Source organism: Sphingomonas phyllosphaerae FA2 (assembly GCF_000427645.1).
Lineage (GTDB): Bacteria > Pseudomonadota > Alphaproteobacteria > Sphingomonadales > Sphingomonadaceae > Sphingomonas > Sphingomonas phyllosphaerae.
In genome coordinates this window covers 612,505-626,442 of record NZ_KE386571.1, presented here as the reverse complement: position 1 = coordinate 626,442, position 13,938 = coordinate 612,505, and the positions used below count along the sequence as shown (strand labels likewise).

Here is a 13,938-nt window from a genome sequence, read left to right as displayed (position 1 = left end):
CAAGTCCGGGATGACGGAATGAGTTGGGAAACAATTTTGTCATCCGCGGGCTCTCCGGGCCAAGGTCGTAAAGCCCCGCGACAGCGCCTCAGTCCGCCGGGCGGTTCCCGGTCCGCGCCAGCCAGTGCCGCAACGCAGGTTGCACCGCCGGCTCGTCGAGCATGGGCGCGTGGCCGATCTCCGGCACCGTCACCAGCGTGGCGTCGGGGAGCGTCGCGACCATCCGCTCGGCGGTGCGCGCGGACAGGATATCGCTCAGCGCACCGCGCACCACCAGCACCGGCACCCCGGCCAGCGCCGCCAGCGCGCGCCACATGTCCGGCCCCGCCTCGTTGCCGGGCAGGCGGAACGGCTCGGCGATCTTCATGTCGTAATCGAGCACGATCCGCCCGGCGGAATTGACGCGGTACAGCCGCTTGGCCATCGCCAGCCATTGCTCGATCCCCCAGTCGGGATAGGCACCGGCATTGCCCTCCTGCACCCCGCGCGCCGCGTGCATCCACGTCGGCCAGGTGCTCGGCTTGCCGACATAGCCGCGGATGCGCGCGAGCCCGGCCGGTTCGATCTCCGGCCCGACGTCGTTGAGCACTGCCCCCGCCAGCCGTCCCGGCGCCAGCCCGGCGAGCAGCATCGTCACGATCCCGCCCAGCGACGTCCCGATCGTCACGAAGCGGTCGATCTTCTGATCGTCCAGCAGCGCCACCACGTCCTGCGCATAGGTCAGCGGGACATAGCTCATCGGGTCCTTGGCATAGCCGCTTTCGCCGCGCCCGCGGAACTCGACCGCAATCACGCGGCGCACGGGCGCGATCGACCGCGCCACATCGGCAAAGTCGCGCGCGTTACGGGTCAGTCCCGGCAGGCACAGCACCGGCGGCGCGTCATCGGCGCCCCGATAGTCGCGCGCATGGAGCCGCAGCCCGTCGCTCGACCACCAGTAAATGTCCCGAAATTCCGCCATCGCTTGCGCCCCCTGCCGACCGCCCCCCATATCGCGGCATGGCCGTCGACCCGCAAGCATATCGCCCCGAGCGCACCCTCACCGCGCTTGGTGACCCCTTTTACGACGAAGTCGCCGCGGCGCGCTTCCCGCAGGCGATACTTCGTTTTCGCAACGATCGCGCCGCGGCGCAGGTCGGGCTCGACACGCTCGACGATGCCGAATGGGTCGCGCATTTCGGCCGCTTCGCGCCGCTACCCGGCTCGCTCGAACAGCCACTGGCGCTGCGCTACCACGGGCATCAGTTCCGCGTGTACAATCCCGACATCGGCGACGGGCGCGGCTTCACCTTCGCGCAACTCCGCGACGATCGCGGGCGGTTGATGGACCTCGGCACCAAGGGATCGGGGCAGACGCCGTGGAGCCGGTTCGGCGACGGCCGCCTGACGCTGAAGGGCGGCGTCCGCGAGGTGCTGGCGACCGAGATGCTCGAGGCGCTGAACGTGCCGACCTCGCGCAGTTTCTCGCTGATCGAAACCGGCGAGGCGCTGGAGCGCAACGACGAACCCTCGCCGACGCGCGGCAGCGTGCTGGTGCGGCTCAGCCATTCGCATATCCGCATCGGCACGTTCCAGCGGCTCGCCTACCACCGCGACGAGGACGCGCTGCGCCGCCTGACCGGCTATGTGCTGCGCGAACTCTATGGCGAGGACAGCGACGATCCCGTCCGGCTGCTGGAGCGGGTCGTTGCGCGCACCGCGACGCTCGCCGCGCGCTACATGGCGGCGGGGTTCGTCCACGGCGTGCTCAATTCCGACAACATCAACGTCACCGGCGAGAGCTTCGACTATGGTCCGTGGCGGTTCGCGCCGGTGTGGGACCCGGGGTTCGTCGCCGCCTATTTCGACCACGCCGGGCTCTACGCCTTCGGCCGCCAGCCCGAGGCAATCCTGTGGGACGTGATGCAGCTCGCTTCCTCGCTCGCGCAGATCAGCGAGTCCGAGCCGCTGATCGCCGCGCTCGACGCGTTCGCCGGCCAGTATCAGCCCGCGATCGCCGAAGCGGTGTTGTGGCGGATGGGTCGGGTGCCACGCGCACCGGAGGAGAACCGCGCACTGGTACAGGCGGTCGAACGGGCGTTGCGCGCGACGCTCACGCCGGTCGACCAGTTCTTCTTCGATGCCTTTGCGCAACCACTACCGCAAACTTACGGCAATGAATGGGACGAGGTCCGTCAACATCTACAGGCCTTTTCGCCCCGCCGCGCGCGCGATCACGCCTATTGGCAGGGGGAGCCGTGCTCGATGCTGATCGACCGGGTCGAGGCGATCTGGTCGCCGATCGCCGATGCCGACGATTGGGGGCCATTTGGCGCAACCATCGCCAACATCCGCGTGATGGGCGACGCGCTGCGCTGACGATCCCCCCTTCCGCCCTGATGAAAGTTACGGCTAAGACCAGCGGCATGGCAGAGCTGATCTCCTTCGAACCCGCCACCGGCGCGGAACTGTGGCGTGCGGAGACGACCGACGTCGATGCCGAGGTGGCGGCGGCGCGCGCCGGCTTCGTGCCGTGGGCGGCCAAGTCCTTGTCGTTCCGCATCGAAACGCTGCGCCGCTTCGCCAATGTCGTCCGCCAGCGCGCCGATGCCTTCACCGACCTGATCGCGCGCGAAACCGGCAAGCCGCTCTGGGAGGCGCGCACCGAGGTCGACACCGTCGCGGCGAAGGTCGATATCTCGGTCAGCGCCTATGCCGAGCGCACCGCGCAGCGCCGGCTCGACGCGCCGATGAACACCCGCATGGCTTTGCGCCACAAGCCGCACGGCGTGCTGGCGGTGCTGGGCCCGTATAATTTCCCCGCACATCTGCCCAACGGCCACATCGTCCCCGCGCTGATCGCGGGCAACGCCATCGTCTTCAAACCCTCGGAGAAAACCCCCGCCACCGGCGCGTTTCTGGTCGATTGTTTTCACGCCGCCGGGGTTCCGCCCGAGACGCTGCGGCTGGTGATCGGCGGCCCCGACGAGGGCCGTGCGCTCGCCGCGCACGACGGGATCGACGGGCTGCTGTTCACCGGCTCGGCGCGCACCGGTATCGCGCTCAACCGCGCCTTCGCGGAGAAGCCCGAGAAGATTCTCGCGCTGGAGATGGGTGGCAACAACCCGATCCTCGTGTGGGACACGCCCGACCTGCACGCCGCCGCGGTGCTGATCGTCCAGTCAGCCTTCACCACCGCCGGGCAGCGCTGCACCGCCGCGCGGAGGCTGATCGTGCAGGAATCGCTGGCGGAACCGTTGCTTGCCGAGCTGGCGTCGCTGACCCGCCGGTTGATCGTCGGCGCGCCGCACGACGATCCGGCGCCGTTCATGGGCCCGGTGATCGACAATGACACCGCCGACGGGCTGACCGAGAGTTTCCTCGCGTTAATGATGAAGGGCGGTCGCCCGATCCAGCATATGGCGCGCCCGGCCGAGGATCGGCCGTTCGTGACGCCCGGCATCATCGACGTCACCGATGTTGGCGACCGCCCCGATATCGAGCTGTTCGGCCCGTTGCTGCAGGTGATCCGCGCTGACGATTTCGACGGCGCGATCACAGAGGCCAACAACACCCGCTACGGCCTGTCGGCCTCGCTGATCAGCCAGACTCCGGCGCTGTTCGACCGCTTCTGGGCGGGCGCGCGCGCCGGGATTGTCAACTGGAACCGTCCGACCAACGGCGCGTCGTCGTCCGCGCCGTTCGGCGGGATTGGCTGGTCGGGCAACCACCGCCCAAGCGCCTATTACGCCGCCGATTATTGCGCCTATCCCGTCGTCTCGAACGAAGCCGAGGCGGCCCGCGCGACGATCGGCATCGGCCTCGCCGACGCCTGATTTATAAAAGGATCGAACGACATGGCAAGCGGACTCGTCGCGCTGCTCGACGACATCGCGGGACTGACGCGGCTGGCCGCGGCCTCGCTCGACGATGTCGGGGCCGCCGCCACCAAGGCGGGGACGAAGGCAGCCGGAGTGGTGATCGACGACACCGCGGTCACCCCGCGCTATGTCGTCGGACTCTCGCCGAAGCGCGAATTGCCGATCATCGGCAAGATCGCGCTGGGGTCGATCCGCAACAAGTTGCTGTTCCTGCTGCCCGCCGCGCTGATCCTCAGCGCGGTCGCGCCCTGGGCGCTCGCACCGTTGCTGATGCTGGGCGGCGCGTTCCTGTGCTTCGAGGGTGCGGAAAAGGTGATCGAGGCGGTGTCGGGCGGGCATGGCGCGGACGAGGAAACGGTGACGACCGACCCGGTCGCGCTGGAAAAGCAAAAGGTGTCGGGCGCGATCCGCACCGACTTCATCCTGTCGGCCGAGATCATGGTGATCGCGCTGCGCGAGGTGTCCGACCAGCCGCTGCTGACGCAGGCGGTGACGCTGGCGATCGTCGCCGTGCTGATCACCGCGGGCGTGTACGGCGTCGTTGCGCTGATCGTGAAGGCGGACGACGTTGGCCTGTATCTGGCGCAGCGACCGTCGGCGGCGGCGCAGGCGATCGGACGCGGGCTGGTGAAGGGCGTTCCGGTGCTGATGCAGGTGCTGACGGTCGTCGGCACCGCGGCGATGCTGTGGGTCGGCGGCGACCTGCTGATCCACAATGCCGCCGATGTCGGCGTGCCGGCACCGGCCCAATTCGTGCATCATCTCGCCGAGGGCGCGGGCGGCGGTGCGCTCGGCTGGCTGGTCAGCGCTGGCGTAGCCGGGGTGTTCGGGCTGATCGTCGGCGGCGTAATCGCGGCGGTCATGCACAAGGGTCATGCGGCGCGGCATTGAGGGGCGACACACGTCTGTCGCCTGCGAGGCGCCGTCACGCTTCAACTCGACAGACATAGGCCCCTGCCTGCGCAGGGGCGACGGCTTTTGTTGATCGGATCCGTCCCATTTTAACCGTCGCCCCTGCGCAGGCAGGGGCCCATGTCTGTCCAATCAGCCACCGCCGCGCCCGGCAAGCCAAACGCCGCTGTGTCCACCCCACCCTCAGCAACAACCACCACAAAACCAATCCTACGCCACCGCCAAGCATCGCTCGATTGCGCCATCCGCCGCCCTGCCCCATGTGCGATGCCATCATGGCGACCCTTCTTGATCCCGACGCGCGCGGCCGCGTCATCCTCGTCGGTGCCGGCCCCGGCGATCCCGGCCTCCTAACCGTCCGTGCGGTTGAAGCGTTGCGTTCGGCCGACGTCGTCGTCCACGACGGGCTGATCGACCCGCGTGTCCTCGATCTCGCCCCGCCTGAAGCGCACCGAATCTCGGTGGCCAAACGCCGCGCGCGCCACACGCTGCCGCAGGAAGCGATCAACGCGCTGATCGTCGCGCATGTCATGGCCGGCAGCGTTGTCGTGCGGCTGAAGGGCGGCGATCCGTTCATCTTCGGACGCGGCGGCGAGGAGGTTGAGGCAGTGCGCGCCGCCGGATTGGCGGTCGAGGTGATCCCGGGCGTGTCGGCGGCGCTCGGCTGCGCCGCCGAGGCGATGCTGCCGCTCACCCACCGCGATCACAGCTCGGCGGTCACCTTCGTCGCCGGCCAGTGCAAGGGGCTGACCGATCAGGACTGGTCGGGGCTCGCCGGACAGGGCCGCACCTTGGTGATCTATATGGGCGTCGCGACCGCCGAGGCGATCGCCGACAAATTGATGGCCGATGGCGTCGCGCCGGACATGCCGGTCGCGGTGCTGGAGAAGGGCACGCTGCCCGGCCATCGCGCGCTGCGCACGTTGCTCGCCGATCTCGGCGCGATGGTGTTGCGCGAGCAGGTGGCGAGCCCGGCGATCATCGTCGTTGGCGAGGTGGTGGAACTGTCCGACGCCGAGGACCGGCTGGCGGGCTATGCGAAGGTGGCGGAGACGATGGCATGAGGCTGGTGACCGGCAACGATCTGGCGAGCGGCGACGTGGTCTGGTGGACCGGCCACGGCTGGTCGCGCCACATCGCCGACGCCGGCGACGCCGGTGAGCGCGCCGAGGCGATCGCGCGCGAGGAAGAGGCCGCGCGCCGCGTCAACGTCCCCTACGTGATCGAGGCGAGCGAGACCCCCGACGGTCCCCGCCCCGCGCATATAAAGGACCGGATTCGCGCGCTCGGCCCGACCGTCCGCCCCGATCTGACGCTCAAGCCCGCCGATGCCCTTGCGGGCGACTGGGTGATCTGAACCCCTCCCTGCCGCCTGCGCGGGGATCGAGGAAGCAACGATGTACAAGTACGACGAATATGATCAGTCGATCGTCGATGCGCGGGTCGAGGAATTTCGCGACCAGTGCCAGCGTCGGCTTTCGGGCGAGCTGAGCGAGGACCAGTTCAAGCCGCTGCGGCTGATGAACGGCCTCTACCTGCAGCTGCACGCCTATATGCTGCGCGTCGCCGTGCCCTATGGCACGCTCAACGCGCGGCAGATGCGGATGCTCGCGCATGTCGCGCGCAAGTACGATCGTGGCTATGGCCATTTCACCACGCGCCAGAACATCCAGTACAATTGGATCAAGCTGGAGGACGCCGCCGACATTCTCGCCGAACTGGCGACGGTCGAGATGCATGCGATCCAGACCAGCGGCAATTGCATCCGCAACATCAGCTCGGACCAGTTTGCGGGCGCTGCCGCCGACGAGGTGACCGATCCGCGACCGTTCGCGGAATTGCTGCGGCAGTGGAGCACCTTCCACCCCGAATTCACGTACCTGCCGCGCAAGTTCAAGATCGCGGTGATCGCCGCCGAGGAAGATCGCGCGGCGATGCGCCTCCACGACATCGGGCTGCAATTGCTCGAGCGCGACGGTGTGCTCGGCGTGAAGGTGTTCGTCGGCGGCGGCATGGGCCGCACCCCGATGATCGCGCCGGAGATCAAGGACTTCATCCCCGCCGACCAGCTGATGAGCTATCTGGAGGCGTGCCTGCGCGTCTACAATCGCTACGGCCGGCGCGACAATATCTACAAGGCGCGCATCAAGATCCTGATCCACGAACTGGGCGCGGACAAATACCGCGCCGAGGTCGAGGAGGAATTCGCGCAGGTTCGCCAGCTCGGTATCGATCCGCCCGCCGCCGAACTGGCACGGATCAGCGCGATGTTCGCCGCGCCTGCCTTCGCTGCCGACGACGGCGCGGTCGCGGATCGTAGCGACCCCGACTTCGCGGTGTGGCTCGACCAGAACGTGCGCCCGCACAAGCAGCCAGGCCATGCGATCGTCACCATCTCGCTCAAGCCGATCGGCGGCATCCCCGGTGACGCCTCCGCCGAGCAGATCGACGTGATGGCCGATCTCGCCGAACGCTACAGCTTCGACGAGCTGCGCGTCACCCATGCACAGAACATCGTCCTGCCGCACGTCCGCATCGCCGACCTGAAGGTGGTGTGGGAGGCGCTGACCGAGGCCGGGCTGGCCGATGCGAACCTCGACCTGATCAGCGACATCATCGCCTGCCCCGGGCTCGATTATTGCGCGCTCGCCAATGCGCGGTCGATCCCGCTGGCGCAAAAGATCGGGCAGCGGTTCGCCGATCTCGATCGCCAGCGCGATCTGGGCGAATTGAAGCTCAAGATCAGCGGTTGCATCAACGCCTGCGGCCACCACCACGCCGGGCATATCGGCATCCTCGGCGTCGACCGGAAGGGCACCGAGAATTACCAGTTGTTGCTCGGCGGCTCGGGCGCGGAGGACGTGTCGCTTGGCAAGATCACCGGCCCCGGCTTCGACGAGGACGGCGTGGTCGATGCAATCGAGCGCGTCACCGACACCTATGTCCGCATCCGCGAAACCGGGGAGCGGTTCGTCGACACCTATCGCCGCGTGGGCATGCAGCCGTTCAAGGAGGCGATTTATGGTTGATGCGTTCGAGGTCCCCGACGCCTTCAAGGTAGACCTGATCGACGACCGCGCGCATCTGCGCTTTCGCGACGGCGCGGCGCATGAAGAGCCTGCGGTGACGCTCGACGCGTTCCTCGCCGGCCAGTCGAACGCTACCGCGGTGCGGATCGAGCCAGGTGACGATGCGCGCGCGCTGATCCCGCACCTCGACCGGCTCGCGCTGGTCGAGGTGTCGTTCCCGACCTTCCGCGACGGACGCGGCTATTCGGTGGCGCGGATCTTGCGCGAGGCGGGCTATGCGGGCGAGCTGCGCGCCGAGGGCGATGTGCTGGTCGACCAGATCCCGCTGATGCGCCGCTGCGGCTTCGACGCCTTCGCGCCGCATGCCGCGGTCGATCCGGTTGTGCTCAAGCGCTCGCTGGAGCGCTATGACCATGTCTATCAAAAGGCCGCCGACGCGGCGGTCCCGGTCTGGAAATTGCGCCATGGGTGAGCCGGCTCACGATCTGGACATCATCGACGTCCGCCCCCCCTTTACCGCCGTCGATGCCGCGGCGATGCAGGAGCGGTTCGAGGGCGTGTCCGCGCCCGACATGCTGCGCGAGTTGCTGACCGGCGAACTGGCCGGGCGGATCGCGGCGGTGTCGTCGTTCGGCGCGGAGTCGGCAGTGCTGCTGCACATGATCGCTACGGTCGACCGCGACGTGCCGGTGATCTTCACCAATACGCAGAAGATGTTCGGCGAGACGCTGGCCTATCGCGACGAATTGTCCGAGCGGCTGGGGCTGACCGACCTGCGCGTGTTTCGTCCCGACCCGCGGCTGTTGCGGCTGAAGGACGAAAAGGGGCTGCGCTGGTCCTACGATCCCGATGGCTGCTGCGAATTGCGCAAGGTCGAGCCGCTGCGCCGCGCGCTGATGCCGTTCCAATCGTGGATCTCGGGGCGCAAGGGCTTCCAGGCGAAGACCCGCAAGGCGCTGCCGCGCTTCGAGGAAGACGAGGGCCGGTTGAAGATCAATCCGCTCGCCGACTGGTCGAAGGAAAAGCTCGACGGCTATTTCGCCGAGCATGACCTGCCGCGCCATCCGCTGGAGGCGCAGGGCTATCTGTCGATCGGCTGCGCGCCGTGCACGTCGAAGGTCCGTCCGGGCGAAGACCCGCGCGCTGGGCGCTGGCGCGGCTGGGACAAGGTGGAATGCGGCATTCACGTCGCGGAGAAGCCGGGCGAGGAACCGGCGTTCTGAGCCTTCCTGTCAGCGCCACGAAACCGTCGGCCGGACGCCGTCGTCATTCCCGCGCAGGCGGGAATCCAGAAACGCTTCCGGCGCGTCTCTAGCGACAGACCTGCGCGTCTGGATTCCCGCCTGCGCGGGAATGACGATGGGCTGACAAACGACCGCAGCCTTCAGCCCCGCTCCCCCATTGCCGTCGCCCCTGCGCAGGCAGGGGCCCATGACTGCGTCGTCCTGCGCCCGCGGCGCCGACCCTCCCGTGACAGAGCGCATGAGGTCGCGCCGGCTATCGTTCGCCATAAGCCGGCAGCCCCAGCTTGAACCGGATCGCCGCCGCCCGCAGCGCGAACCCCGCGACCGCCGCGATCACCGCCGCGTGCCAGGGCACCATCCCCAGCTCGCGCAGCCCGACGTAGCAGCCCGCCGCCAGCGCTGCGGCGGTCACGTACAATTCGGGCCGCATCAGGATCGACGGCTCTCCCGCCAGCACGTCGCGGATGATCCCGCCGACGCAGCCGGTCACCACTCCCATCAAGGCGGCCGGCAGCGGCGGCACGCCATAGCTGAGCGCCTTGGCCGCGCCGTAGACCGCATAGGCGGCCAGCCCGACCGCATCGAACCAGTCGAGCGCCGCGCCGCGCCACCAGCGCTCGGGCGTGATCCAGATGACCCCCGCCATCAACAGGCACACCGCCGCGACCCGCGAGTCATGCACCCAGAACACCGGAGCGCCGATCAACAGGTCTCGCACCGTTCCGCCGCCGACACCGGTGATCAATGCGAAAAACGCCAGTGTCACCGGTGTCTGCGCACGCCGCGCCGCTGCCAGCGCGCCCGATGCGGCGAAGACCGCGAGTCCCGCAACGTCCAGCCACGGCGCGAATGCCGGCAACAGTACGACCGGATCGAGCGGCGGCGTCATCTGCCGGCGCGCTCGATCAGATAGTTCATCCTCGCGCTGGCGATCGGACGCGCGCGATCGTCCTGCCACGCGATTGCGGTGACGGTGGCGACCCGCGCGCCGAGCCGCGTGATCTCGCCCGCCGCGCGCGTGACGTGATCGCGGCCGCCGCGCATGAAATCGACCGTGCCGTTGATCGGCTTGATCCGCGCCGTCTCACCGGCTAGCGCATGACGCAGCGCTGCCACCGAGGCGACCTCCAGCAGCCCGGCGATCGCCCCGCCCTGCAGGAAACCGGGTCGTCCGACGACGTGCTGCCCGAACGGCATCACGATCTGGGGCAGGTCGTCGACCAGCTCCAGCGTCACGCCGAGCAGCCGGGCATAGGGCGGCAAGCTCATGCCCCGACCCGCGGATAATGGCCGGCGGTCGCCATGAACGTCGCCGCGACATGCGCGACTGGGTCGTCCGGGTCGCCGTCGTGCGCGATCCCGCGCGTGAACGCGATCGAGCGGGTGATACGCAGACACTCGCCGCGCCCAATCACAATCTGATGCGGGCGCGCCGGGCGTAGATAGTCGATGCGCAGGTCGAGCGTGGCGTGCGCGACGAAGCTGCGGACGCGGTGCCACACCGCCAGGCTGGTCGCGATGTCCATCAGCGCAATGATCGGACCGGACGCGATCAGCCCGCTGTCCTCGTCGCCGACCAGATCGGCGTGCCACGGCTGCGCCACCTCCACCCAATCGTCGCCATGCGCGTGATAGTGCTGGCCCAGCCGACCGCCGTGCCCGGCCACCGAGGGCGTTTCCAGCAGATAGCGCGTGATCGTGGTCGGGTCCCAATCCATCGCTCGCCCTCTACACGCCCGCTGCCGGTGCGCAATGTTGCATCCTTTTAACTAACGCCGCGCGAGCGCCAGCGTCGACATACCGGGCTCATCAACGGAGTCTCACGCCATGCCGATCGACATCGACGACCTTCCCGAACTCGACACGCCCGTCGCGAACACCGGCGCGATCCGCGCGCTGGAGGAAGTGGCCGATCATACGTGCGAGTATATCACCGCGATCGTCATCATGACGCAGAACCCGCGGCGCTGATGCTGCCGACCGCAGCGCAATGGGCGGCCGCCGAGCGACGCTCCGAACGAACCGCACAGGCGTGGTTCGCCGGTGCGCCCGTCGCCCGCCTTCGCGCCGCCTTCGCCGATATTGATCCACAGGATGTCGACGCGGTCGCGGAAGCAGCGCGCGCTGTCCTGCACGATGCCGATTGGATCACGCCGCTGCTGGCGCCGCTGATCGATGCGCTGTCGGACGATCCGTGGTTCGAGCCGCCGCTGCGCGTCACGCGCGACCGGTTGCGCACGACGGTCGAGTTGCTCGAACTGCCCGCCGGGGTGCTGGGCGCGACGGTGTTCAATGGCGCAGCGCTGGCAAGGCCTTCGGCGGAGACGACGCTGGTCTCCTCGGGTCGGCTGGTCGTCGCGCGCTATGCGGTGACGAACGGCGCTCTGCTGCATCGCTGGCATGCCGGCGATGCCGATGCGCGATTCTGCGCCGCTACTGCGCCAACGCTCACCGCCCTGCCGCCGCTGACGCTGCACGATGGTGATGTCGTGACGATCGACGGCCGGACCCGCGCGCATCTGATCGAGGGCGCGGGCGGTGAGGTCGTCGCGCTGACCTTCGCGACGCGCACCACCGGGCTGGTGCGCGAATATGCGCGTGAGAGTGGTCGCCTGCTGCGCGTCGCCGCGACCGATCAGGACCAGTCGCGCACCCGGCTGCTGCTGACGCTGCTGCGCCACGAAGGACGACGCGACGCCATCGATTGCTTCGAGGCGGCGACGCACGCCCCCGCCTTCCACCTGCGCTGGGCCGCGATGCGCGAATGGCTGGCGCTGGATGCGACGTCGGCATTACCCCGGCTGCGCTCGCTTGCCGCCACCGATCCGCATCCCGAGGTGAGCGCCGTCGCCTGCGCGACGCTCCCGCTGGTCGAGGCGCGCCTGTGCCCCGCGTAATCGCACCCGGCGAAGGCGCGGCGATCCCGCTCGACGAGCTGATCGAGGCGCTGGAGCACGAGCGTTGGGACCCGCGCGACGAGGAGTCGTTCGCCGCGATGGGACCTTGGCTGGCGCGGCTCGGCCGCAATCGCACCTTTCTCGCCGACCTCGCAATCGCCGAACTGGAACAGCGCTTCGCCGGGCAGCGTGACAATCGCTACGGCGCGCAGGTACTGATGCTCGGCGCACCCTCCGCGCGATATGCGATCCGCGCCGCCTTCTGGCCGGCGCGCGACGACGCGGTGGTGAAGGCGGGCGGCACCGCGCCGTTCTTCTACGACCTGCCGCACGACCATAATTTCTCGTTTCTGACCGTCGGCTACCTAGGGCCGGGTTACTGGAGCGATTACTATCGGTTCGACGGCGCCGTGGCCGGGCTACCGGGCGAGCCGGCCCGGCTGGCGTTCGAAGCGCGCGAGCGGCTGAGCCCCGGCCGTCTACTCCTCTACCGCGCGCATCACGACGTGCATGTCCAGCGCCCGCCCGATCTCTTCTCGGTATCGCTGAACGTGCTCGGCGCCACGCCGGCACAGGGCTGGCGGACACAATATCGCTTCGACACAGCGCGCAACGTCGTGGCGCAGGCGATGACCGTCACCGGATCGGAGGCATTGGTGACGCTGGCGACGCGGCTCGGCGGTGATGCCGGTGTTGCGCTGGCCGCCGATCTCTCGCTGCGGCATCCGCACCCGCGGATGCGCGCCACCGCGCTGCGCGCCGCGACCGACGCGGGACACGATGCGGTCGCGCTGGCGGAGCGCGCGATCGACGATCCCAGCCCGCTGGTCGTCGATATCGCCAGGCGGGTGCTGACCCGGGCTGGCGAAAGCCGCACCGGATCGGAGGCGAGCGCGCTTCCCGACGCATGACGTGGCGTTAGCCCGCCGACCGTGGCGGTGTGCGTATTGATCGAGCGACCCACGCTGCCCGCGGCGTTGCGCGCCGTCGGGTTGACACTGGTCGCACCACCCGCCGCGACGGTGGCCATCGTCGCCGCACGCGCGCTCGCCGACGCACGCGCCTGCCCGGCGGCGCGGATCCTTGCAGTCGCGACGAACGAGAGCGATGAGCGGGCGGCATTGCTGGCCGGGGCCGACGACGCCAGCAGCGGGTCGGACACGACCATCGCGCTGCGCGCGCGCCGGCTGCTCGCCCCGGCGGCGGCGATCACGATCGGCTCCCTGCACATCGACCGGATCACGCGCACCGCGCGGCGCAACGGGCGCCCCCTTTCGCTGCTCCCGCGCGAATATGCGCTGCTCGACCTGCTGGCGCGGCACTGCAATCAGACCGTCGCCCGAGCACAGCTTCATCAGGCGCTGTTCGGTCTGCGCTTCGATCCCGGCACCAACGTGCTGGCGGTCCATGTGTCGCGGCTGCGCGCCGCGCTGGAACGGGAGGGCGGAGCCCCGATGCTGCTCACCGATCGCGGACGCGGATATCGCCTCATTCCCGACCACCCGCCGCCTGTCCCAAGATGAATGCGACGTTGTTACAGGTTCATGCAACTGCGCTAAAAGAAGGACGTTTCGGCAGCATCACGATTGAATGAACGGGAGAATGTTTCATGCGTAAACTCATGCTCGCTTTTGGCGCAGCGGCGATGGTCGCCCCGACCCTGATGGCCACCACGGTCGATGCCGATGCGCAGCGCCGCCACAAGTATCGCGAATGGCGCGGTAACGACGGTCGCCTGCGGTGCCGCAAGCCCGATGGCACCACCGGCCTGGTGGTCGGCGCGGTCGCGGGTGGCCTGCTGGGTCGCACGATCGACTCCCGTGGCGACCGGACACTGGGCACCGTATTGGGCGGCGTGGGCGGCGCGCTGGCGGGTCGCGAGATCGAGCGCAGCGGCAAGCGTCAGTGCCGTTGATGACCCGAAAATAGCACCGTCGGTGCGCCTTTATGCGCCGATGGACGTTTGTGGGGCGCGATCCGGGACACGGATCGCGCC

General features: G+C 68.8%; 17 protein-coding genes. 13 read left to right on the top strand and 4 right to left on the bottom strand.

Translation table 11 applies throughout. The annotated features are described in order from the left end of the window. Window positions 1–88 precede the first annotated feature (88 nt). On the bottom strand, window positions 89–961 hold the full coding sequence (locus SPHPH_RS18830; protein ID WP_037487998.1) for an alpha/beta fold hydrolase: 873 nt from the start codon (window positions 959–961) through the stop codon (window positions 89–91). 38 nt (window positions 962–999) lie between these two features. On the opposite strand from SPHPH_RS18830, the gene SPHPH_RS0103450 reads away from it, so the two are divergent. The 8 genes from SPHPH_RS0103450 to SPHPH_RS0103415 all read left to right on the top strand — a co-directional run bounded on the left by SPHPH_RS0103450 (window position 1,000) and on the right by SPHPH_RS0103415 (window position 9,024). After that, window positions 1,000–2,358: a protein adenylyltransferase SelO family protein gene (locus tag SPHPH_RS0103450; protein WP_028965430.1), complete on the top strand. Its 1,359-nt coding sequence runs from the start codon at window positions 1,000–1,002 to the stop codon at window positions 2,356–2,358. Window positions 2,359–2,405: 47 nt separating this feature from the next. Then, window positions 2,406–3,815, top strand: a complete 1,410-nt coding sequence (gene astD / locus SPHPH_RS0103445) for a succinylglutamate-semialdehyde dehydrogenase (protein WP_051272810.1) — start codon at window positions 2,406–2,408, stop codon at window positions 3,813–3,815. A gap of 21 nt (window positions 3,816–3,836) precedes the next feature. Beyond that, window positions 3,837–4,751 carry a DUF808 domain-containing protein gene (locus SPHPH_RS0103440; protein ID WP_028965428.1) on the top strand — a complete coding sequence of 305 codons (915 nt, stop codon included), beginning with the start codon at window positions 3,837–3,839 and terminating at the stop codon, window positions 4,749–4,751. A gap of 296 nt (window positions 4,752–5,047) precedes the next feature. After that, window positions 5,048–5,836, top strand: a complete 789-nt coding sequence (cobA, locus tag SPHPH_RS0103435; RefSeq protein ID WP_028965427.1) for a uroporphyrinogen-III C-methyltransferase — start codon at window positions 5,048–5,050, stop codon at window positions 5,834–5,836. Beyond that, window positions 5,833–6,129, top strand: coding sequence for a DUF2849 domain-containing protein (locus SPHPH_RS0103430; RefSeq protein WP_028965426.1), 297 nt, complete (start codon window positions 5,833–5,835; stop codon window positions 6,127–6,129). The genes cobA and SPHPH_RS0103430 overlap by 4 nt, the downstream gene beginning before the upstream one ends. 40 nt (window positions 6,130–6,169) lie before the next feature. Continuing rightward, window positions 6,170–7,801, top strand: a complete 1,632-nt coding sequence (locus tag SPHPH_RS0103425) for a nitrite/sulfite reductase (protein WP_028965425.1) — start codon at window positions 6,170–6,172, stop codon at window positions 7,799–7,801. Further along, window positions 7,794–8,273, top strand: a complete 480-nt coding sequence (locus SPHPH_RS0103420; protein ID WP_081668483.1) for a DUF934 domain-containing protein — start codon at window positions 7,794–7,796, stop codon at window positions 8,271–8,273. The genes SPHPH_RS0103425 and SPHPH_RS0103420 overlap by 8 nt, the downstream gene beginning before the upstream one ends. Next, window positions 8,266–9,024 (top strand): phosphoadenylyl-sulfate reductase, encoded by a 759-nt coding sequence (locus tag SPHPH_RS0103415; protein WP_028965423.1) that lies wholly within the window; start codon window positions 8,266–8,268, stop codon window positions 9,022–9,024. Before SPHPH_RS0103420 ends, SPHPH_RS0103415 begins: the two co-directional genes overlap by 8 nt. A 274-nt stretch (window positions 9,025–9,298) precedes the next feature. Here the strand turns inward: SPHPH_RS0103415 and SPHPH_RS0103405 are convergent, their stop codons facing one another. Genes SPHPH_RS0103405 through SPHPH_RS0103395 form a run of 3 tightly spaced genes read right to left on the bottom strand, consistent with a single transcriptional unit; the run spans window position 9,299 to window position 10,763 of the window. Next, window positions 9,299–9,934 carry a trimeric intracellular cation channel family protein gene (locus SPHPH_RS0103405; protein ID WP_037487994.1) on the bottom strand — a complete coding sequence of 212 codons (636 nt, stop codon included), beginning with the start codon at window positions 9,932–9,934 and terminating at the stop codon, window positions 9,299–9,301. Then, a complete protein-coding gene (locus tag SPHPH_RS0103400; protein WP_028965420.1) occupies window positions 9,931–10,314 on the bottom strand; it encodes a PaaI family thioesterase in 384 nt (127 codons plus the stop codon). Before SPHPH_RS0103400 ends, SPHPH_RS0103405 begins: the two co-directional genes overlap by 4 nt. Then, a complete protein-coding gene (locus SPHPH_RS0103395; protein ID WP_051272809.1) occupies window positions 10,311–10,763 on the bottom strand; it encodes a PaaI family thioesterase in 453 nt (150 codons plus the stop codon). Before SPHPH_RS0103395 ends, SPHPH_RS0103400 begins: the two co-directional genes overlap by 4 nt. Before the next feature lie 109 nt (window positions 10,764–10,872). Here SPHPH_RS0103395 and SPHPH_RS21020 point away from each other — a divergent pair, with 109 nt between their 5' ends. The 5 genes from SPHPH_RS21020 (at window position 10,873) to SPHPH_RS0103370 (ending at window position 13,857) form a co-directional block, all read left to right on the top strand. Beyond that, complete coding sequence (locus SPHPH_RS21020; RefSeq protein WP_156025806.1) at window positions 10,873–11,016, top strand: hypothetical protein; 144 nt, start codon at window positions 10,873–10,875, stop codon at window positions 11,014–11,016. Beyond that, window positions 11,016–11,942, top strand: a complete 927-nt coding sequence (locus tag SPHPH_RS20385) for a hypothetical protein (RefSeq protein WP_028965418.1) — start codon at window positions 11,016–11,018, stop codon at window positions 11,940–11,942. Before SPHPH_RS21020 ends, SPHPH_RS20385 begins: the two co-directional genes overlap by 1 nt. Further along, window positions 11,930–12,853, top strand: coding sequence for a hypothetical protein (locus SPHPH_RS18820; RefSeq protein WP_051272808.1), 924 nt, complete (start codon window positions 11,930–11,932; stop codon window positions 12,851–12,853). Before SPHPH_RS20385 ends, SPHPH_RS18820 begins: the two co-directional genes overlap by 13 nt. Window positions 12,854–12,889: 36 nt before the next feature. Next, window positions 12,890–13,465, top strand: coding sequence for a winged helix-turn-helix domain-containing protein (locus SPHPH_RS20380; RefSeq protein ID WP_051272807.1), 576 nt, complete (start codon window positions 12,890–12,892; stop codon window positions 13,463–13,465). Between the two features lie 86 nt (window positions 13,466–13,551). Continuing rightward, entirely contained in the window at window positions 13,552–13,857 is a 306-nt protein-coding gene (locus SPHPH_RS0103370; RefSeq protein ID WP_081668478.1) for a glycine zipper 2TM domain-containing protein, read from the top strand. Window positions 13,858–13,938 lie beyond the last annotated feature (81 nt).

Coding starts and splice junctions, on each gene's coding strand:
- SPHPH_RS18830 (WP_037487998.1), bottom strand. CDS start 961: ATGGCGGAATTTCGGGACATTTACTGGTGGTCGAGCGACGGGCTGCGG.
- SPHPH_RS0103450 (WP_028965430.1), top strand. CDS start 1,000: ATGGCCGTCGACCCGCAAGCATATCGCCCCGAGCGCACCCTCACCGCG.
- astD (WP_051272810.1), top strand. CDS start 2,406: ATGGCAGAGCTGATCTCCTTCGAACCCGCCACCGGCGCGGAACTGTGG.
- SPHPH_RS0103440 (WP_028965428.1), top strand. CDS start 3,837: ATGGCAAGCGGACTCGTCGCGCTGCTCGACGACATCGCGGGACTGACG.
- cobA (WP_028965427.1), top strand. CDS start 5,048: ATGGCGACCCTTCTTGATCCCGACGCGCGCGGCCGCGTCATCCTCGTC.
- SPHPH_RS0103430 (WP_028965426.1), top strand. CDS start 5,833: ATGAGGCTGGTGACCGGCAACGATCTGGCGAGCGGCGACGTGGTCTGG.
- SPHPH_RS0103425 (WP_028965425.1), top strand. CDS start 6,170: ATGTACAAGTACGACGAATATGATCAGTCGATCGTCGATGCGCGGGTC.
- SPHPH_RS0103420 (WP_081668483.1), top strand. CDS start 7,794: ATGGTTGATGCGTTCGAGGTCCCCGACGCCTTCAAGGTAGACCTGATC.
- SPHPH_RS0103415 (WP_028965423.1), top strand. CDS start 8,266: ATGGGTGAGCCGGCTCACGATCTGGACATCATCGACGTCCGCCCCCCC.
- SPHPH_RS0103405 (WP_037487994.1), bottom strand. CDS start 9,934: ATGACGCCGCCGCTCGATCCGGTCGTACTGTTGCCGGCATTCGCGCCG.
- SPHPH_RS0103400 (WP_028965420.1), bottom strand. CDS start 10,314: ATGAGCTTGCCGCCCTATGCCCGGCTGCTCGGCGTGACGCTGGAGCTG.
- SPHPH_RS0103395 (WP_051272809.1), bottom strand. CDS start 10,763: ATGGATTGGGACCCGACCACGATCACGCGCTATCTGCTGGAAACGCCC.
- SPHPH_RS21020 (WP_156025806.1), top strand. CDS start 10,873: ATGCCGATCGACATCGACGACCTTCCCGAACTCGACACGCCCGTCGCG.
- SPHPH_RS20385 (WP_028965418.1), top strand. CDS start 11,016: ATGCTGCCGACCGCAGCGCAATGGGCGGCCGCCGAGCGACGCTCCGAA.
- SPHPH_RS0103370 (WP_081668478.1), top strand. CDS start 13,552: ATGCGTAAACTCATGCTCGCTTTTGGCGCAGCGGCGATGGTCGCCCCG.